The organism is Candidatus Nitrosopumilus sp. (assembly GCF_029882185.1).
GTDB lineage: Archaea > Thermoproteota > Nitrososphaeria > Nitrososphaerales > Nitrosopumilaceae > Nitrosopumilus.
Genome location: NZ_JAOULD010000002.1, coordinates 20,706 through 39,927, shown reverse-complemented (window position 1 = coordinate 39,927; position 19,222 = coordinate 20,706). Strand labels below are relative to the sequence as shown.

Annotated in this window: 25 protein-coding genes and 1 tRNA gene; 20 read left to right on the top strand and 6 right to left on the bottom strand. The window is 32.5% G+C overall.

The annotated features are described in order from the left end of the window. Positions 1-30 precede the first annotated feature (30 nt). The 3 genes from OEW78_RS01100 (at position 31) to OEW78_RS01090 (ending at position 1,491) form a co-directional block, all read left to right on the top strand. Positions 31-183, top strand: a complete 153-nt coding sequence (locus OEW78_RS01100; protein ID WP_300322926.1) for a hypothetical protein — start codon at positions 31-33, stop codon at positions 181-183. 123 nt (positions 184-306) lie between these two features. Then, positions 307-858 carry a 30S ribosomal protein S13 gene (locus OEW78_RS01095; RefSeq protein WP_300322924.1) on the top strand — a complete coding sequence of 184 codons (552 nt, stop codon included), beginning with the start codon at positions 307-309 and terminating at the stop codon, positions 856-858. A gap of 9 nt (positions 859-867) precedes the next feature. Next, complete coding sequence (locus OEW78_RS01090; RefSeq protein WP_300322922.1) at positions 868-1,491, top strand: 30S ribosomal protein S4; 624 nt, start codon at positions 868-870, stop codon at positions 1,489-1,491. Positions 1,492-1,618: 127 nt separating this feature from the next. Here OEW78_RS01090 and cobT read toward each other — a convergent pair whose 3' ends face one another. From cobT to OEW78_RS01075, 3 genes are read right to left on the bottom strand one after another with little or no spacing between them, the layout of a single operon-like run. Further along, complete coding sequence (gene cobT / locus OEW78_RS01085; protein ID WP_300322920.1) at positions 1,619-2,683, bottom strand: nicotinate mononucleotide-dependent phosphoribosyltransferase CobT; 1,065 nt, start codon at positions 2,681-2,683, stop codon at positions 1,619-1,621. An 8-nt stretch (positions 2,684-2,691) separates the two neighbouring features. Further along, entirely contained in the window at positions 2,692-3,300 is a 609-nt protein-coding gene (locus tag OEW78_RS01080) for a hydroxyacylglutathione hydrolase family protein (RefSeq protein ID WP_300322918.1), read from the bottom strand. Beyond that, positions 3,297-3,944: an NAD(P)H-hydrate epimerase gene (locus tag OEW78_RS01075; protein ID WP_300323038.1), complete on the bottom strand. Its 648-nt coding sequence runs from the start codon at positions 3,942-3,944 to the stop codon at positions 3,297-3,299. The genes OEW78_RS01080 and OEW78_RS01075 overlap by 4 nt, the downstream gene beginning before the upstream one ends. Positions 3,945-4,048: 104 nt before the next feature. Here OEW78_RS01075 and OEW78_RS01070 point away from each other — a divergent pair, with 104 nt between their 5' ends. Then, positions 4,049-4,177 (top strand): hypothetical protein, encoded by a 129-nt coding sequence (locus OEW78_RS01070; RefSeq protein WP_300322916.1) that lies wholly within the window; start codon positions 4,049-4,051, stop codon positions 4,175-4,177. A gap of 210 nt (positions 4,178-4,387) precedes the next feature. Continuing rightward, a complete protein-coding gene (locus OEW78_RS01065; protein ID WP_300322914.1) occupies positions 4,388-5,002 on the top strand; it encodes an RNA-binding protein in 615 nt (204 codons plus the stop codon). 14 nt (positions 5,003-5,016) lie between these two features. Here OEW78_RS01065 and OEW78_RS01060 read toward each other — a convergent pair. Next, positions 5,017-5,101 (bottom strand) — tRNA-Leu (locus OEW78_RS01060). A 50-nt stretch (positions 5,102-5,151) separates the two neighbouring features. On the opposite strand from OEW78_RS01060, the gene OEW78_RS01055 reads away from it, so the two are divergent. The 9 genes from OEW78_RS01055 to OEW78_RS01015 are packed head-to-tail and all read left to right on the top strand — an operon-like array spanning position 5,152 to position 13,221. Then, entirely contained in the window at positions 5,152-5,388 is a 237-nt protein-coding gene (locus tag OEW78_RS01055; protein ID WP_179363042.1) for a DNA-directed RNA polymerase subunit N, read from the top strand. 1 nt (position 5,389) lies between these two features. Further along, positions 5,390-6,628 carry an enolase gene (locus OEW78_RS01050; protein WP_300322910.1) on the top strand — a complete coding sequence of 413 codons (1,239 nt, stop codon included), beginning with the start codon at positions 5,390-5,392 and terminating at the stop codon, positions 6,626-6,628. Positions 6,629-6,635: 7 nt separating this feature from the next. Next, entirely contained in the window at positions 6,636-7,259 is a 624-nt protein-coding gene (gene rpsB, locus OEW78_RS01045) for a 30S ribosomal protein S2 (RefSeq protein WP_300322908.1), read from the top strand. 25 nt (positions 7,260-7,284) lie between these two features. Then, positions 7,285-8,226 carry a mevalonate kinase gene (gene mvk, locus OEW78_RS01040; protein ID WP_300322906.1) on the top strand — a complete coding sequence of 314 codons (942 nt, stop codon included), beginning with the start codon at positions 7,285-7,287 and terminating at the stop codon, positions 8,224-8,226. 23 nt (positions 8,227-8,249) lie between these two features. After that, complete coding sequence (locus OEW78_RS01035; RefSeq protein WP_300322904.1) at positions 8,250-9,005, top strand: isopentenyl phosphate kinase; 756 nt, start codon at positions 8,250-8,252, stop codon at positions 9,003-9,005. Then, complete coding sequence (idi, locus tag OEW78_RS01030; RefSeq protein WP_300322902.1) at positions 8,995-9,645, top strand: isopentenyl-diphosphate Delta-isomerase; 651 nt, start codon at positions 8,995-8,997, stop codon at positions 9,643-9,645. The genes OEW78_RS01035 and idi overlap by 11 nt, the downstream gene beginning before the upstream one ends. Next, on the top strand, positions 9,632-10,612 hold the full coding sequence (locus OEW78_RS01025) for a polyprenyl synthetase family protein (protein WP_300322900.1): 981 nt from the start codon (positions 9,632-9,634) through the stop codon (positions 10,610-10,612). Before idi ends, OEW78_RS01025 begins: the two co-directional genes overlap by 14 nt. A 23-nt stretch (positions 10,613-10,635) precedes the next feature. Further along, the gene (gene gltX, locus OEW78_RS01020; protein WP_300322898.1) at positions 10,636-12,345 is read left to right on the top strand and encodes a glutamate--tRNA ligase; all 1,710 of its coding nucleotides are present in this window, start codon (positions 10,636-10,638) and stop codon (positions 12,343-12,345) included. 6 nt (positions 12,346-12,351) lie between these two features. Further along, positions 12,352-13,221, top strand: a complete 870-nt coding sequence (locus tag OEW78_RS01015; protein ID WP_300322896.1) for a fumarylacetoacetate hydrolase family protein — start codon at positions 12,352-12,354, stop codon at positions 13,219-13,221. Here OEW78_RS01015 and OEW78_RS01010 read toward each other — a convergent pair. Further along, positions 13,213-14,001, bottom strand: a complete 789-nt coding sequence (locus tag OEW78_RS01010) for a GNAT family N-acetyltransferase (RefSeq protein ID WP_300322894.1) — start codon at positions 13,999-14,001, stop codon at positions 13,213-13,215. The genes OEW78_RS01015 and OEW78_RS01010 overlap by 9 nt on opposite strands. A 38-nt stretch (positions 14,002-14,039) precedes the next feature. Here OEW78_RS01010 and OEW78_RS01005 point away from each other — a divergent pair, with 38 nt between their 5' ends. Genes OEW78_RS01005 through OEW78_RS00990 form a run of 4 tightly spaced genes read left to right on the top strand, consistent with a single transcriptional unit; the run spans position 14,040 to position 15,829 of the window. Then, positions 14,040-14,348: a non-heme iron oxygenase ferredoxin subunit gene (locus OEW78_RS01005; protein ID WP_300322892.1), complete on the top strand. Its 309-nt coding sequence runs from the start codon at positions 14,040-14,042 to the stop codon at positions 14,346-14,348. Positions 14,349-14,384: 36 nt separating this feature from the next. Beyond that, on the top strand, positions 14,385-14,654 hold the full coding sequence (locus tag OEW78_RS01000) for a UPF0147 family protein (protein ID WP_300322890.1): 270 nt from the start codon (positions 14,385-14,387) through the stop codon (positions 14,652-14,654). A 25-nt stretch (positions 14,655-14,679) separates the two neighbouring features. Then, positions 14,680-15,441: an SAM-dependent methyltransferase gene (locus OEW78_RS00995; RefSeq protein ID WP_300322888.1), complete on the top strand. Its 762-nt coding sequence runs from the start codon at positions 14,680-14,682 to the stop codon at positions 15,439-15,441. 40 nt (positions 15,442-15,481) lie between these two features. Beyond that, positions 15,482-15,829 carry a hypothetical protein gene (locus OEW78_RS00990; protein WP_300322886.1) on the top strand — a complete coding sequence of 116 codons (348 nt, stop codon included), beginning with the start codon at positions 15,482-15,484 and terminating at the stop codon, positions 15,827-15,829. 106 nt (positions 15,830-15,935) lie between these two features. Here the strand turns inward: OEW78_RS00990 and OEW78_RS00985 are convergent, their stop codons facing one another. Further along, positions 15,936-17,339 carry a rhodanese-like domain-containing protein gene (locus OEW78_RS00985; protein ID WP_300322884.1) on the bottom strand — a complete coding sequence of 468 codons (1,404 nt, stop codon included), beginning with the start codon at positions 17,337-17,339 and terminating at the stop codon, positions 15,936-15,938. A 297-nt stretch (positions 17,340-17,636) separates the two neighbouring features. On the opposite strand from OEW78_RS00985, the gene OEW78_RS00980 reads away from it, so the two are divergent. After that, positions 17,637-17,771 carry a hypothetical protein gene (locus tag OEW78_RS00980; protein WP_300322882.1) on the top strand — a complete coding sequence of 45 codons (135 nt, stop codon included), beginning with the start codon at positions 17,637-17,639 and terminating at the stop codon, positions 17,769-17,771. 87 nt (positions 17,772-17,858) lie between these two features. Continuing rightward, positions 17,859-19,046: a hypothetical protein gene (locus OEW78_RS00975; protein ID WP_300322880.1), complete on the top strand. Its 1,188-nt coding sequence runs from the start codon at positions 17,859-17,861 to the stop codon at positions 19,044-19,046. Positions 19,047-19,222 lie beyond the last annotated feature (176 nt).

Below are 19,222 nucleotides of genomic sequence, written 5' to 3'. Positions count from 1 at the left end.
AATAATTAAGAAAAGGACTCGATAAAAAACATGCAAAAGCTCTGCAGTAAGGATCCATCTGGAAAAGGAATTCATTGTTTTTGTGTAGACATTGATGCTCAGAGAGGAGTCAAAAAATGCTGTAAATGCAGTCAATGGAATGTCCAAGGAAAAGACTGGACAAATGATGAGGACTTTAAATAAAATAATTCAAAAACAAGCCAAAATAGGCATGAACCATTAATCATAGTTATCACATATTTCAAAAATCATCTAATTTAGTGCCTAGCATGGTTTTTATCGGGGATTCTTTGAATTTTTGAATACTTGAGCGCACAAGAATACAGACACATTGTAAGAATTGTAGGAAACGATATCCGGGGAGAAAAGAAAATGGTTATCGGTTTGACTCAGATCAAGGGTCTTGGCTACAACTTTGCAACTGCAATTCTGGATATATTAAAAATTAATCCTAATTCTAACATTGGAAACCTTACTGATGAAAATGTTCAAGCAATTGAGAAGTTAATTACGGATCCAATTGCAAGCAATTTTCCATCATGGTTCCTTAACAGAAGAAAAGACATTGAAACCGGTAAAGACATGCATTTGTTGACTTCAGATATTCCATTTACATTAAGAAACGATATCGAGAGAGAAAGAATTACTGCCAGTTGGAGAGGTTATCGTCATCTAAGTGGTCTTAAAGTCAGAGGTCAAAGAACAAGAACCTCAGGTAGAAAAGGCGGAGCAGTTGGCGTAGCCAAAGGCGGAATGGCAGCTCCAGTTAAAAAAGGTGGAGCAGGCGCACCTGCTGCAGCACCAGCAGGACCAGATGGAACACCTGCTGCAGCACCAGCAGTGGAGAAAAAAGAATAGGTGTTATGAATGGGAGATCCAAAATATCCACGTAAAGTATGGAGAAAACCAAAAAGACCTCTCAATTATGAATTAAAAATGGATGAGTTGAAAACTCTCGGAACATTTGGATTAAGAACTAAAAGAGAATTATGGAAAGCACACACTGAATTATCACGGGTAAGACATCAAGCTAGATCATTGCTTGCATTAAGACAGGAAGTACGAGCAGAAAAAGAACCAATCTTGATGAACTCTCTTGCAAGAATAGGTTTGGTAAGTAGTGATGCAACATTAGATGACGTACTTAATCTAAACGCAACAGATTTACTTTCACGAAGATTACAAACAATCGTTACAAAGAAACTAGGATTCAAAACACCATATCAAGCAAGACAAGCAGTGATTCATGGTCATATCATGATTGGTGAAAGAAAAGTCAACATCCCATCGTATACTGTTACAGTTGATGAAGAGAGTAGTGTTCATTTTGCCCCTGAATCAAAGATTCCAGAAATGCTAGAAAAAACAAAGAAAGAAGATCCTACAAAAGTAACCACTGAAGAAGAAACAGATAGTGATGAAGAAGATGTAGAAGAAAAAACGACTGAAACTACTGCTGAAACCTCAAAAGATGAAACTTCAACAGAATAACTGAAAAAATAAGATTATCAGTAAATAACCCCAACTTCAGAAATCATTTCAATTCAGATATTATCATACTATACATCACTTGAAAAAGATACAGATCCTGATTATCCTAGAAATCTTGCAAAATCAGTCACAATGAAGTAAATAATCGACGATATTCTTTTTCTGCAATTGTTAAGAATTTTGAAGAATCATTTCCAGTTTTTATCATTGATGAAATTATACTTCCTCCAGCTCCAACTCCTTCTTTTGCAAAGCCTTGGGAAAATGCTTTCAAACCAGAATATTGTGAATTCTCCAAACCAGGATTCACAGCTATAGCAGGAATATCAGCAATTTCTTTTACAAGACTAGTAAAATTTGCGCTGGTATCACCTGTAATGTAAGTAGTTGTTCCTATTGCAGTATTCTCAGGATTAAATCCAATTTTTGATGCAAATGCCAAAACTGCTGCCATTTGTGTACCACCAGCTAACATTACATTTGATACACTGGATGCAGAACTCAACATTCCAGCTACAAAAGGAATCATAGGATCACCGACCTTTGCTACAATACTATACGGATGATCAGAATCTACTCGTTTTAGTGCAGAAGAAACTATTTGATTTTTTAATTCAACAGGATTGTTTGGAATACTAGAACTTACTTTAGCGTCATAACCTAATGCCCTCAATACGGCTAACGCAGTTGTAGTTCCACCAGGAATACTTTCACCGATTACTAAACAATCAGTAAGCGAAGCCATACTTCTACCAATAATTCTTCCATAGTCTACAGCATGAGATATTTGAGAATCAGTCATAGCATCTTGATTTAAAATATTTTTACCATAAGTCATAGATGCATCAAAGAAGGGAAGCTGGGGTGGAATTTTACTACCAGCATTAATGGTAAAATGAGGAATACTTGCAGATTCTAGTGCAGTTTTTGTCAGCAATCCAGGAGTAGGCTTTCCATCAGGAGTCATAGGGATTTTATCAATTGTTTTACAATATCCATAATGAAGATATTCTGCATCTGCAGGAGGAGTAAACTGTATTGAATCTTTATCAGCACCTGCAAAAGTGATTCCGGGAATTTCACAAGTTTCAGTATATGAAATCACAAACGAGAAAAGAAACTGCCCATTTTTTATAGAATCAAGAAAATTTTTTCCTTGTTCTATGTTTCCAAACAGTTCAAAATTTTCCATTAAGATCACTAACCCATCATATCAAGAAACTGTTGTTCAGTTCTTTTTTGCATTACATGATTAGTGATTTTTTCCTGTCCAAGAGTAGATATCTCAGAAGAACCATAATTATGACCAGAATACATGACTAATTTCTCATCCAAATTATACAAAATATCAAAAAGACTGTGATAGAGATCTTTTGCAGAACCTCCAGGTAAATCAATTCGACCACAATTTCCAACAAAAAGAGTATCGCCTGAAAAAATTTTCCCATCACCAACAAGACAAATACTATCTTGAGAATGACCAGGGGTATGAAGTACTTTTAATTTTGAATTTCCAAATTCAATAAAATCTCCATCCTTGACAGTAATATCGTGTTTTAATTCTGAATTTTCATGTTGAATAATTGGAGCTTTAGTAGACTCCATCATTGCTTCATTTCCTAAAGTATGATCAAAATGATGATGAGTGTTAACAATGTATTTTATTTTCAAATTATTTTTTTTAATTATCATTTCTAGTTCAATTAAATCCCAAGAAGGATCAATGATTATGGATTCGCCAGTATCTTCATCCTCAACAATATATGAGAAATTCTGCATATTTCCTACTTGAATTTGATGAACTTTCATAGTATGCCCTCTTCGGCTTCAGGAGGAATTCCAATTTTTTCAGCAAACAATTCACCTGTAAGATCTTTTCTTTTGGGAATTCCTTGCTTCATTTTGTGAAATGTTACAGTCATATCACACTTTGTAAAAATATTTGCAGTATCTCCAGTTTGTGGGTTTAGACCAGATGGAACATCAATTGCAAATTTGAAACAATCTGTTTCGTTAATGTATTTTATTGCTGATGCGTATGGTTCTCTAATTTCACCAGAAATTCCCGTTCCAAGAAGCCCATCGATTATTACATCAGGTTTAAAATCAAAATCCAAATAATTTCCAGACATTAATTTTACAGAAGGCATTTTTTGTAAAAGTGACCAATTCCAATTACTTTCTTCAGTTTTTATTTTATCAGGACTGCCTAGAAGCATTACTGTTACCTTAGCACCATATCCTGCCAAGTGTCTTGCCATTACCAAACCGTCGCCCCCATTGTTTCCCAATCCCACAAAAATTAGAATATTTTTAGATTCAACGTTTCCTATTTTTTCTAACAATCGTCTTACTGCTGCAGCTCCAGCATTTTCCATCATGAATTTTTTTAAAAATCCCATTTCATGGCCTTTATTTTCAATATTATACATTTGATCAACAGTGATTTCCATATTATTCATGAAATTATATCCAAAATAAGAGCTTTGAAAATTCGAACTATGGCTAAAATGTGACTAAAATTGAATGGTTTGATAATATGTTTAGATAAACTTAGGTGCGATTATTAGGATTTGATCTTCTATCAGGTAAAACCATTGGTGTTGAACGAAAAACATATTGTGGCATTCCATCATTAATTTCAGGCATCACAGTTAATGAACTAGTAGATGTAGCCTATAACTAAAATGATTCCTTCCCTTCTGGATATGACAAACCAGCTATGCATAATTGGAATCAATGCAAGACTAAATGCCAACATTATCCCTACATATCTTATGTGCTATTTTTATTCTATAGACAATAATTCTTAAAATTCATATTTTGTAAATAGAATTCATGAAATTCTTAAGAGTTTGGCAAACGACTTTATCCTAGTTTTAAAACATATGTAAGCATGACATTAAAAAATGTAAAAACATCGTTGAATAAAATTGCAAAAGATTTAGGCGATATACAAGATGCCAGAGAATTTTTGTTAAAAAATACTAGAGAAGCAATCATCTTATGCAGTAAATCAATCATTGCAGTTCACAAAGAAGATTTAGTAACGGGGAAAAAGAACTTGAAACAAGCAAAAACACTATTAAAAAAATACAAGAAAAAAGCAACAGGAGGATTGGAAAGATACCTAATTACTCCAGAACAAGAATTTGTAGAGGCAGCTTGTTTAATTGCAATTGTCGAAAAAAAAGAAATCCCATCGGATAAAAAATTATCAGTGATGCCAGAATCCTATGTTCTAGGATTACTCGATTGTGTAGGAGAATTGAAAAGACAAGTGTTTGATAAAATTAGAATGAACAATATTGATGAGGCAACAAGAATTTTTGAAGTAATGGAGAATTTGTATCTTCAACTTTACACTTTTTCAATATACGATAAAGTTGTAAAAGAAGCTAGAAGAAAAACTGATGTAAATAGAATTCTAGTTGATGATGTTAGATCGGTAATAACTGAAGAAAGAAGAAGAACAGAATTAATCAGGATTTTACAAAAATTAGAAAAATAATCTAAAATTCATGATGCGGACGATGGGATTTGAACCCACGAACTCCTGAGAGACTAGCCCCTCAAGCTAGCGCCTTTGGCCAGGCTGGGCGACGTCCGCAAAGGAATTTTCTTGCATGGTTTTTATAATCCTTGGTTACTTTTTCGTTCGTGTTAATTCCGGTCAGATGTTTAACTTGTGGAAAATTAATTGCTGATAAATTTGAAGATTATCAAAATAAAATCAAAGCAGGGGAAGATCCTACAAAAACTCTTGATTCTTTAGGTGTTGAAAGATATTGTTGCAGAAGAATGCTTTTGACCACTGTAGAAACAATACAACAAGTAATTCCATTTTACGAAGCAATTCAGAGAAGAAAACAAGAAGTCCAATCTGAGTTAGAATAAATTGGCTAAAATTTCCTCAATCGAAGGACGTATTCTATACAACAGTAGAGGTAGTAAAACAATTGAAGTGGATGTCAAATCAGATAAGCAATTTTTAGGAAGAGTATGTGCACCATCAGGTGCAAGTGTAGGAAAATATGAAGCAGTCAGTTTCCCAGAGGGAAAGCCTGAAGAAAGTCTTAGAATCTTAAAAGAAAATTCTCAAAAATTTATCGGATTAGAATCATCAGATCTAAAAGGAATTCATGATGTTCTAAAAAGTCTAGACAATTCTACTAATTATTCAGTCATAGGAGGAGCTTTAGCTTTTGCAGTTACAATTGCTTCAATGGAATCAGCATCAAAAGCATCAGGAGAACCATTATTCAAGACACTATCATCAGAATCTTCATTCAGATTTCCATTTCCTTTAGGAAATATTTTAGGAGGAGGAGCACATGCAGGTCCTGGCACACCAGATATTCAAGAAATTTTGATTTGTGCAATAGGTTCAAAAGATATCCAAGATGCAATTGATACTAATCTATCAGTACACAAAGAACTTCGTCGTGTTTTAGAAAAAGAAGATCATAACTTTACAAATGGGAGAGGAGATGAAGGAGGATGGGCACCAAAACTAGAAAATCAAAAAGCATTGGAAATTTCTGCAAAAGCTTGTGAGAACTTAGGATTTACTTTAGGAAAAGAAGTGTCTTTAGGAGTCGATTTTGCATCATCAACACAATGGAATGAGGAAAAAGAAAAATATGTTTATGATAGAGCAGGATTTGAAAATTCTACTGGGGAACAAATAGATTTTGCAGCAGATATTATTGAAAAATTCAAATTAATTTATGCTGAAGATGCTGTTCATGAAGAAGCATTTGAAGACATGTCAGAATTAACAAAGAAATTTCCAAATACATTGGTTACAGGAGATGATCTAACTGTCACCAACAAAAATATCCTAAAAAAAGCAATTGAATTGAAATCATGTAATGCAGCAATTTTAAAAGTAAATCAAGCAGGCAGTCTTTTTGACGCTCTAGAATTTGCTAATGAAGCAACTCAAAACAATATCAAATTAATCACTTCACATAGATCTGGAGAATCCACAGATTCACAAATATCACATATTGGTCTTGCTACAAAGTCAAAAATGCTAAAAGTAGGCATTGTTGGAGGCGAAAGAGTAGCAAAACTCAATGAATTATTACGACTATCAGAGCATGATTTAATACGCGGTATGGTAGAGATTTAAAATCGTCATGAGTCAACAAACTGAAGCAACAGACATCAAAAAGAAGGTTTTAGCTACAGGTATCAGAGTAGGTACCCAAGTAAAGACAAAATTCATGAAATCATTTATCACCAAAGCCAGCCCTGAGGGACTCTACATGCTTGATTTAGATCTTACATTAGAGAAAATCCAAACTGCTGCTAAATTCATCAACAGAGTAGGTGCTGAAAATCTTATTGTATGCTCAGGAAGACAATATGCAGAAACCCCAATTGAGAAATTCTGTGAAAGTTTAGGCTCAAAGGAATTATTGGGAAGATTCATGCCAGGAACTTTAACAAATCCTTCATTGCCATATTATATTGAACCAAAATTAGTTTTAGTCTCAGATCCACAAGTGGATGAACAGGCAATCATTGAAGCAACAAATGCAGGTATTCCAATTATCGGAATTGCAAATACAGATAATATCACATCAAATCTAGATGTAATTATTCCAGCAAACAACAGAGGAAGAAAAGCCTTAGCAACAGTTTATTGGTTATTAGTTCGTCAAGTCTTAATCGAAAGGGGAGAATTAAAAGAAGACGAGCCAATGAAAGCTGAAATTGATGATTTTGAAACAAAGATCACAGAAGAAGAAATCGAATAATTTTTCAAAATTTTAGTATACTCTATTGAAATCTAAAGCTTCATCACCTGCAAAAGTAATTCTCTTTGGAGAACATTTTGTAGTATATGGCGTTAAAGCAATTCTATGTGCAATAAATAAAAGAATCACAGTTACTGCAGAGACAATTAAAGAAAATAAAATTTCCATTAAATCAAACATCGGTAATTTAGAATTAGAACCCAACAAAGAAAATTTAGAAATTGATTCTCCATTAAAACCATTTTATTATTTGGCAAACAAATTGATAAAAAATCAAAATACAGGAATAAGAATCAAAGTAGAATCAGATATTCCATTAGGAGTTGGGCTGGGTTCATCATCTGCATGTTGTGTTGCAGGAGCTGCAGCAATTTCAAGATTATTCAAAAAAACATCTAAAGAGGAAATTTTAGAACTTGCAATAGAAGCTGAAAAAACAATTTTCGAAAACACATCGGGTGCAGATTGCACTGTCTGTACATATGGAGGAATTATGGAATATGATAAAAAGAATGGATTCAATAAAATAGGATCTGAGCCTAATTTCCATCTTGTTATCGCCAATTCCAAAATAGAACATTCGACTAAATTGATAGTAGAAAATGTAAAACAGTTTAAGGAGAAAAATGAAGAAAAATTCTCTACTTTGTGTGATAAAGAATCAAAATTGATTGAAGATATTTTAGAATTATTAAAAAATAACAACATCGTGGAGATAGGTCAAAGAATAAACGAAAATCAAGAATATCTTGAGACAATAGGGGTTTCAAATGAAAAATTGCGAATGATGATCAAGATAGGGCAAGACAAATCATTTGGTGCAAAAATTACAGGAGCAGGTGGAGGAGGATGCATCTTTGCACTAACAAATGAATCAAATCTTGAACAAACGATGAATCAATTCAAAAATGAGAATTATGATTGTTTTTCCGTGAAAATTGATTTTAAGGGTCTGGATACTTTTTAATTGATCAGATAAATTTGAACAGCATGATTCTAATAAAATTAGGAGGTTCAATCATCACAAACAAAGAAAAACCCCTATTAGCAAGAAAAAAAACTATTGATAATCTATCTAAAAGTTTAAGAAAAATTAATCAGCCAATAATTATTATTCATGGAGGAGGATCCTATGGACATTATTGGTCCGTAAAATACGATATGCATACAAAAGAGAAAAAATATGATCTAAGAGGTGTAGCCATTGTTAAAAATTCAATGATTGAATTAAATAAAATAATTTTAGATTCAATGCTAAAAAATAAACTAAATCCATATTGTCTTCCACCAACAGATTTTATGTCTGGAAATAAACCCATAATTAAAAAAATTAAAGAAATAGAAAAGATTGCAAAATCAGGCTTGATTCCAGTTACATATGGAGATGCATTATGGTATGGTCAGAAAAAAACATACATTCTATCAGGAGACAAAATTATGACCCATCTAGCAAAAATACTAAAACCTAAACTTTGTATTTTTGCATTAAATGAAGATGGATTGTATGCAGATTTAAAATCAAAAAAATTGATTTATGAATTAAAAGGAGAACAGCCAACAATTTCAGAGAACAAGATGGATGTCACAGGTGGAATGACAAGAAAAGTAGAAGAAGCATCAAAGATTGCTAAAACAGGGCTAGATGTATTCTTTGTTAACGGAAACAAACCTGAAAGGATTGTGAAAGCGGTTAAAAATAGGACATTTGAAGGAACATTGTTTAGAGGTAAAAGAAATGTCGGATGAATTTGTAATTTTAGTAGATGAAAATGACAATCCAATTGGAACTGAAGAAAAAGTAAAATGTCATTTACCTAATGGAAAATTACATAGAGCATTTACAGCACTATTGTTTGATAAAGAAGGAAGATTAGTTCTTACTAGAAGAGCTAAAGAGAAAATGTTATGGCCAAATGATTGGGATGGAACTTTTGCAAGCCATCCAAGAGAATCAGAAACATATGTTTCTTCAGGAGAAAGAAGAATGCCAGAAGAATTAGGGATTAATAGCACTCTTGATTATCTGCACAAATTTGAGTATCATGTTCCATACAAGAAAGTTGGTTCTGAAAATGAGATTTGTGGGACATTGATTGGAGTTATTGATAAATCCACAGAACTAAAAGAAATTGAAGGAGAAATTGACGAAATAAAGTGGATTTCATCAAAAGAATTACTTGTTGAATTAAAGACAAATCCAGAAATTTATTGTCCATGGATGCTCATTGCGTTAGAATTATTAGAAAAATCCAACAAATCTATGCTTGAGAAGCATGCAAATGTCTTATCCACATGGATGAGCAGGGAAATTCATGATGAATTACAAAAAGCAATTAAAATTCATCTACCAGATGACAAATGGAGATTAGTAAATGAAAAAAACTAAACAAATTGAACAGAATGCAAAAATAGTAAACAAGTATTTAAATTCAAAATTAAAAGGAAATCCAAAGAAACTCTATGATGCAGCTGGACATCTAATTGTAAATGGGGGGAAAAGACTTCGACCATATATGGTAATTAAAAGCTGTCAAATTTTAAAAGGCAAAGTCTCCAATGCAATGCCAGCTGCAAGTGCAGTGGAAATGGTACATAACTTTTCATTAGTTCATGATGACATAATGGATAATGACGAGATGCGTCATGGAGTTCCAACAGTTCATAAGAAATTTGGAATGCCGATTGCAATTCTTGCAGGAGATGTATTATTTTCAAAAGCATTTCAGGTGATCACAGATTCAAAATTATCATCTAGTGCAACAACGCAACTCGTTTCTAGACTTTCAAAAGCTTGTGTAGATATTTGTGAAGGACAATTGCTTGATGTGAAAATGTCAGAAGAGAGAAAAATTCCATCACAAGCAGAATATGTTACAATGATAGGGAAAAAAACAGCTGCACTATTTGATGTGTCATGTGCAATGGGGGCAATATGTGCAACAAACAAACCAAAAGACATTTCAAATCTTTCATCATTTGGAAGAAATCTAGGCATTGCATTTCAAATTACAGATGATCTCATAGGAGTGATGGGAGATCCTAAAATTACAAAAAAGCCAGTAGGTAATGATCTAAGAGAGGGTAAAAAATCACTTCCAATTTTAATGGCAATAAAATTAGCAAAAGGTAATGACAAAAAAATCATTTTGAAAGTATTTGGAAATTCAAAAGTTTCAAGAATGGATCTCAACAAGGCTGTAGAAGTCATAAGATCCTTAGGAATTGAAGAAAATGTCAGAGGGCAGGCTCTAAAATACGCTCAAAAAGCTGAAAAATCACTAGCTGGATATTCAGGTTCTGCTAAAACGGAACTAATTTCATTATTAGATTTTGTAGTTAAAAGAAGCGTATAGGTGTAATATAGGTAAAAATCAACATGGATGAAGAACTAAGAAAAGAAATTCGGAAAATGGCTCTTCAAAATGCTTTTGAGCATGAAGGAGAAACCAGAGACAAAATAATTATAGGAAAAATTCTTGGGACAAAAGCAGAACTCAGAACTAAAGTAAAAGAGATATCTCCAGAAATCTCTGAAATCGTTTCATCTGTTAATCAGATGTCATTAGACGAACAAGAAAAAGAAATTAAAGAAAAATTTCCAGAGATTTTAATTCCCAAAGAAAAAATTGAAGAGCGAGAAGGACTTCCAGAACTAAAAAATGCAATACATGGAAAAGTAATTACAAGATTTCCACCTGAACCTAATGGATATCCCCACATTGGTCATGCAAAGGCAGCCATCATCAATTCAGAATATGCTAAGATGTATGGTGGAAAATTCATTCTAAGAATGGACGATACGAATCCCGAAGCAGAAAGAATGGAATATCATGCAGCCATCAAAGTGGGATTAGAGTGGTTAGGAATTGAATTTGATACAGTAAAAAATACATCAGATGATATGGAAATATTTTATGAGAAAGGAATTGAATTGATCAATTCAGGTAAAGCTTACGTTTGTACATGCAAAAGAGAAGACATTAGCAAAAATAGAAGAGAAAGAAAATCTTGCAAATGCAGTATAGAAAATATTGAAAAAAATTATAAAAATTGGGGAAAAATGAGTGAGAAATTTAAACCAGGAGATGCCATCGTGAGATTTCGTGGAGATATGAAAGCAGACAATGCAGTTATGAGGGATCCAGTATTATTTAGAATCATTGAAGGAAAACACTACACATTAGGAGAAAAATATAGAATTTGGCCAAGCTACGATATGGCTGTTGCCATAGAAGATAGCATGGATGGAGTTACACATGCATTTCGTTCAAAAGAATTTGAATTAAGAAAAGAGCTAATTGATGCAATTTTAGATGCATTACACATGAGAAAGCCATTCCAGGGATTTTTCTCAAGGCTAGAATTCAAAGGAATGCCAATTTCAAAACGAATAATCAAACCTTTGATTGAAGAAGGCAAGGTTTCATGGTATGATGACCCAAGATTGCCAACTTTGGAGGCATTACGAAGAAGAGGAATTAAACCTGAAGCAATAAGGAAATTCATAATGTCTTTGGGATTAACCAAAGCAAACACACTAGCACCATTTGATGCACTGGAAGCATTTAACAGAAAATTTGTAGATGCAAGTAGTATTAGGCTATTCATGGTAAGCAATGCCAAAAAACTAACAGTAAGAAATTTACCAATATCATCAATAGAAATTCCTAATCATCCAGTTAATGATATGGGAAAAAGAAAAATTGAGATTGATGAGAATTTTTACATTTCGGGAGAAGATGCACAAAGTATCAAAGAAGGAACACAAATCCGTCTTTTAGGTTTGGGTAATGTGTCAATAACAAAATCAGGAATCGAATTAGAAGGAGAATTTATAGAAAATGGTGAAACAGATAACATTCTAAAAATACAATGGGTTCCTCAAAAAACTGCACATGAAATTAAGATGGTAATTCCAAAAACTTTGTTCAGCGGGGAAGAATTTAATGAAGATAGTTTAGAAGAATTGGATGTTTATACAGAACCTCATTATCTACAATTAAAAGAAGGAGAAGAAATTCAGTTTGTTAGATTTGGATATTGTAGAAAAGATTCACAAAATCAATCAATTTTTACACACAAGTGATCAAGAATGAAGATAGCACGATTATCGTATGGAAATAATGAAACATATGGTTTTGTCAAAGGAAATAAAGTATCAACTAAAGATGAGATTACTTATTTGACAGGAGTGCCAATCCCTCAAAATGTAAAAGATTTTCTTTTTGATGGATGGTATGATGAAATAAAAAATAAAATTGACGATTTACCATATGGAGAAGATCTTTCAAAATACAAATTGTTGGCCCCGATTCCAAATCCTAACAAGATTATTTGTTTGGCATTTAACTATGTAGACCATGCAAAAGAACAAGGATTACAAGCACCTGAGGATCCAGCCATCGTAATCAAACCACGTACGGCATTAAACAGTACAAAATCAGACATCATATGCCCAGATTTTGTCACACAACTAGATTATGAGATAGAATTAGCCTTGATTATAGGAGAGAATTGCAAAAATGTCAGTGTTCAAGATGCATCCGATATGATATTTGGTTACATGGTATTCAATGATGTTTCTGCAAGAGATATTCAATTCAAAGATAAACAGTTCACAAGAGGAAAAAGTTTTGATTCTTTTGCACCGTGTGGGCCATGGATAACAACTAAGGATGAAATCCAAGATCCTCAAAATCTCAAAATGACTACAAAAATTAATGGTGAATTAAGACAAAATTCTTCATCAAGTAATATGTTCATTAAAATTCCAGAAATTGTTTCAAAAATTTCCAAAGTGATGACATTGGAAAAAGGAGACATTATTTCCACAGGAACTCCTGCAGGAGTAATGCTGAATAAACCAAATGCAGTATTTTTAAAAGATGGAGATAAAGTGGAGATGGAAATTGAGAGTTTAGGAATTTTAAACAATACAATAAAAATTGTAAAATCAAACTAAAGTTTTTTTCATTAAATGAAATGAGATTTTGTATTCTAATGAATCAAAATTTGGCAATTTATCTCTAGTCAAAATTTGAATTCGCTCATAGTTTTTTTCAATACCAAAATTTTGTAAAAATGAGATAATTTCCAGCGCAGAATCATTTGAATTTAAAAACAACGTAACGATCAATGTGTTAGCAAAATGTTCTGAATCAGTGAGGAATGCAATAGAATTTTTATCATTTACATCAGATTTTACTATAGAGTTTTTTTCATAAAAAGATGTCAATAGATCATTATCAATTGAAAGCCACCTCCATGATTTGACATAATGAGAATAAAGTTCAGCGTCAAGGGATTTTACAAACGTAACATTATGATTCAAATTAATTTTAGGTTCCAAAGAATAGAAATTCCAAGTTTGGAAAACATCATAATTTAGAGAATATGCCATAGATAAAGATTCGACATTTTCAGTGTTTATTAGCATGAAAGAAAAAGGGAGGTTTTTTTTCCTTCCAATCATTTCAGCATGTTTGACTAATTGAGATGCAATGTTCTGACGACGGAATTTAGGATCTATTCTAATTCCCTCAATCCAAATTTGATCTTTAGAATAACTTGCATGACACATTCCAATTGGATAATGTTTTTGAGCTAAAAACAAATCCCCTTCAGATAACCAATAATCCCAAACATACTCAATATAATCACCCCAAGAAAAAGTATTTTTGCAGAATTTCAAAACTGGAATTTTATCCAGAATAGTAGCATCTCTAATTGTTATCCCTACCATATCCAAAAAATTATTAAGAATGATTAGATAAAAATTCAATGGGAAAAATTATAGCTGGTAAAACTTCAGATATATCACCAGGAAAAATGATCAAAGTATCAATTGATGGCAGAGACATCCTAGTTACAAACATCAATGGAAATTATTATGCTACAGATGATTCATGTACGCATTCAGGTTCAAGTTTATCCGAAGGGAAATTAGATGGGTGTACTATTACTTGCGGATGGCATGCAGCAGAATTTGATTGTAAAACTGGAAAATTAGTTAAATTCCCAACAAAAATTAGAGATTTAACATCATACAACGTTGTTGTCGAATCAGACAATGTCTTTCTAGAGATGTAACTATATACCTCTAATTTTTAAGAAAATGTGTAAAAAATGGCTGATGATGCTCAAAATAAAAAATCAATGAAGGAAGCAATTGAAACGTTAGAACAGATCACTGCAAGCAATTCAACTCCAAAGACAATTAAAAAGTCAATTACAGACTTGATTGCAGATCTTAACAATCCAGAATATTCATTATCAGTAAGAGCAGCAAACACAATCAGTTTACTAGATGATGTCACACAAGACCCAAACATGCCTTCATACGTTAGAACGCAATTATGGCAAGCAGTTTCAAAATTAGAAAGTATAAGAGAATAAATTCTCGTTTACAGTATTACTGATAATGAAAATTGAAGAATATTTAGAAACACTTCCAGACAATTTACTTAATGGTGAAGATGTACAATTGCCTGAAAAATCATTTAGGGAGATTTTCAAATTTGTGGGGTTGGATAAAGAAGACACCTTTTATCATTTAGGATGCAGTGATGAAAAAGGAATTGAAATAGCTGTAAATGAATTTGGAGTAAAAAATGCAATTGGAATTGATATTAACTCAAAAAAAATAGAAAATGCAAAGAAAATTTTAGAAGAGAAAAAAATTTATGCAAGATTAGTTTGTCAAAATATAGAAGAATCAGATATTTCAGATGCGTCAGTTATCTTATTTTGGTTTACAGATGAGACTGTAATTGCCAAAATGGTAGAAAAATTTGAAAAATTAAAACCCGAAACAAAGATAATTACAATTTGGGGACCTCTTCCAGATTGTCTTCCAGATAAAGTAGATTTTCCATATATTCTGAATAAAGTTCCATTCAAAAAAGCACAAAATATGCAAGAACAGATACTAGCAATTTTTGGTGTAAAATGTGTTGATTTTGTAACAGCATGGGAATTTGCAGAAAGATATACCAAAGCAATTGGATCACCTGAAATTAAAAATGATAGATTTTTAACAATCATACAAACGTTAGTGATTTGGATTAATGCAAAGAAATTAGGGGTCGTATGTGGAGAAGAGATTCCAGAATCTATTAAAACATACATCAATATAATGAAGATGCATTTTGATATAGATTTTGAATATTTACTAGAAGAATAACTTGTGCAATCCTTTTATTTTGTTTTTATGTAAACAGAATATGGAAAGTCGATTAAACATCAATGTTTCCGCTGTAGATTATGATAAAACCAGTAAAGTGTTAACTCACCAATTAACACTATTAGAAGAAATGGTCCACGGTAGAGAAGACTTTGTGATGACAGATTCAGAATTTGCTTTTGGTTGGCATTTTTTTGTATTAAGCGTAAACAAATCCCTGATTGAGAAATTGGCAGAGATGATGGGAGGGGATTTTGAAAAATTGAAAGGAAAAGGCACAGATAAGAAATTTCTGTCATGGTTGACAAAAAATGTAGAACCTAAATCACCCAGATTCAAGTTAGCTATTAAAGAAGAGATGGAGTCAAGCAAGTTTGGAATTTTTTAAAATTATAAAATCTTTGATTTGCTTGTCAAGTTAAAGTTCATCTCATTTTAGGCATGTTTGTGGCTAATATTGTTTATCGAGTTTTATCTAGTGATAAAATTAGATTCTAAGTTCCAGCAATACTACATCTGTTTGGACCAATCTCCAAATCAGGAATATCAATAGGAATTAAAGGAATGGTGCCTTTGTTTATCTGAATAATTTTCTGATAATTCATCGGTCTTGGAACAGTAATATGGACTACACGTTTTACAAATTCTTCTTTTGATAATTTTAGTATGTCATGTTGTTTTGCCTTTTCAATAGTTGTAAAATATGCATTGTTTTCAGGAACTACTGTCATTCCATGATGAGTAGGAAAAACTAGGGTTTCTGAATGAAGTTTTAGCAATTTATTATGTAAGGAATCATACAGGTGACGTGCAAACTCTTCTGCTTTATCGCGAAGGTCTGGTCTTCCAATACTTTCAATGAATAAAATATCTCCTGTAAACACATACTTTTGATCAATCAAATAACACAAGCTACCAGGAGTATGTCCAGGAGTATGAATTACTTGAAGTTTTGATTTGCCAAAGGATATTTCATCTCCGTCTTTTAGTAGATTTGCAGATCTCTCCCATTCTTCATGTCCACTTTCATACATTGAACCGCCTGACAATTCTGCAAGCTTTTGTGCAGATGATATATGATCTGCATGTTGATGTGTATCTAAGATTTTGACAATCTTTGCATCTTCTTTTTTGGCAATATCTTCATATTTTTTTGCAGGAAAAAGAGGATCAATTACAATTGCCTGTCCTTCTGAGATCACCATATGGGAAAGACAACCTTTACCGACCTTTTCAATCTGAATAATAGTTGGATTATCAGATACTTTCACGACGTTTAACACTTGGCTCCATCCAGCAAGTCCTCCTTCAAGAACATGTGATTGGATGCCATTTCTTGCAAGAGCAAATGTTGCAACCATTGCTCTGTTTCCATGAGGACAGATAGTGATTATTTCCTTGTCTTTTGGAATCTTTGAGAGGTTTTCAGAAGAAAACACATCTGGAAGTGAAATATTTACACTGCCTGGAATTTGAAAATCAGAAAATTCATCCTTGTTTCTAACATCAAGTAGGAACAGATTGTCATCAGATATTTTTTCCCATAAATCATCAGGATGAATGGTAGTAGAAGGACTACCCTGAACAGTTTCTTTATTCCATTCTTTCATTCCTCCCTTTAGATAATGTGCATCTAATCCAAAAGAGCGCATCATTGTAGAAATTTCTGATGCCATTGTACCATCATCATCCACAAGAACAGTTTTGACATTCTGTGGAATTCGAGGCATTATGGTTTCTTTTGCTTTAGCATCACAGACAGCATGAACTGAGCCATCAATATGTCCAGATTTGTAGGATTCTAACAATCTAAGATCAAACAATAACATCGGTTCTTTTTTTTCAAGTAAAGAACACAATTCATCAGAATCTAGAGAATGATTATCATTTCCACTCATGGTAATATTTGTATAATTTTACATATTTACATACTTGTTAATTATCAAAAATGAATTTCACGGAGTCAAATTGAATTGGATTTAATTATTTATTTGACTTAGTCTAGAATCATTTTGAGATGAAAATAGGCACATATGCTAATTGGAGCAAATCAAAGTTTGGGAAATTTTTATTCTAGAACATTTTGTATGTTTTCATGTCATCAGTGAGATTTGCCATTGTAATGATCATCATTTTATCATATTTTCCAATCAATTCAATTTTCGGTCAGGAGATAGAAACCTGTAAAAGAAGAAATGGACATCATTGGAAAATTCGGAGAATTTCTTTTCAATGATCCAATAAAGAAGATCAAAGCACTATTTGAAGAAGGCGGTAGAGGATATGCTTTTTTGGCATTCACTGTAGGTTTGGCAGATGGAATCAAATAAAAAAAGAAAATTCTCTCAGAAGTTTAATCTTCTCATTTTTGGAAATCATCATTCTGTCTAATATACTAAAAATAATAATTCTAACAAATGAATTCAAAAATACTATTTCTTTCCATTCTAGTCTTTTTTACAATTACAATTGTCCCAATTTATGGCGAAACATGGAAAATTCAGATTCCTGCAGGTTCATCTGATCCTAATGCCCCTGCACATTATTTGCCTACTGAAATTTCAATAAGGCCTGGAGACAAAGTTGAATGGGGAAATGTAGATACTGATAATCATACTGTTACTTCTGGAAGTTTAGATTTAGGTCTTACAGGAATTTTTGATAGTGGATACATGGGTCCTGGAAGCAGATATGCTGTAATGTTTGATGAAAAAAATCTTGGTGAAATAAAATATTTTTGCAAAATACATCCTTGGATGATTGGAATAATCAATGTTATTGAACTCGATGCAGGATTTGAAGTATTTCATAATGTGGGTTCTAATGTTTCAAAATATCCTGTTGATGTTGCATACAAGGCGGAGAGAAATTTGGTCAGTATTGATGTCGATACTGTTAGAAAAAGCCTCACCTTTAATTTTGTAGGAAAAATTAACAATGACAAATTTGTAGCATATTTACCTGAGACATTAATCAAAAATCCTCAAGCTGTTTGGATTAACGACAAACAAACAATGAATTATGAAACGACAAAAAGTGAGGATAAAACAGTTCTTAGCATGACCTTAGGAGACCATGTTCAACAAGTAAAAATTGTAGGGACCGAGGTTATTGGAAAGGCTGATCCAAAAGAACACATTCTAGTCAATCAAGTAAATGGAATTTTGGATAAAAAATTCTATGAAAAGGAGGATGAAATTATAATTTCAGGAATAATACAAAATCCTGTTCAGTTATACGAGATTACACTGGATATAATTTCTCCAGAAGGAGTGACTATTTATCATAAAGTTGTTCCATTGGTAGATTCTCCAAAATTTTCTGAAACTGTCACTACAACTGAAGTATTACGGGAATTTGGCGAATACCAAGTGAAAATTACTGGTGAGAGTGCAAAAAGTTTATTTTTAAAATTTGAATACGGAATAATACAACAAGAGATACAGCCTCCTCTAAAACAGATGAGAACAGGAATCAATGCAAGCGATGTAATCTGTAATGAAGAATTGGAATTACTAATTAAGACATCAAATGGAAAGGCAGTTTGTCTAAGTGAATCTACTGCTACCATAATGATGCAAAGAGGGTGGGCAGATTACTTTTAATTATTTTTCTTTACATAGGTAGTTAGGCAATTAATTAAAATAGTTATGAATAGATCTAACTTAGTTTTTTGTAGCAATTTTCACATAATACTGGTTGATTAGATTTAAAGATCAGTTTGATATCTTTTTCTTTTGCACCACATTGAAAACATTCATCAACTCTAACCATATTGTAA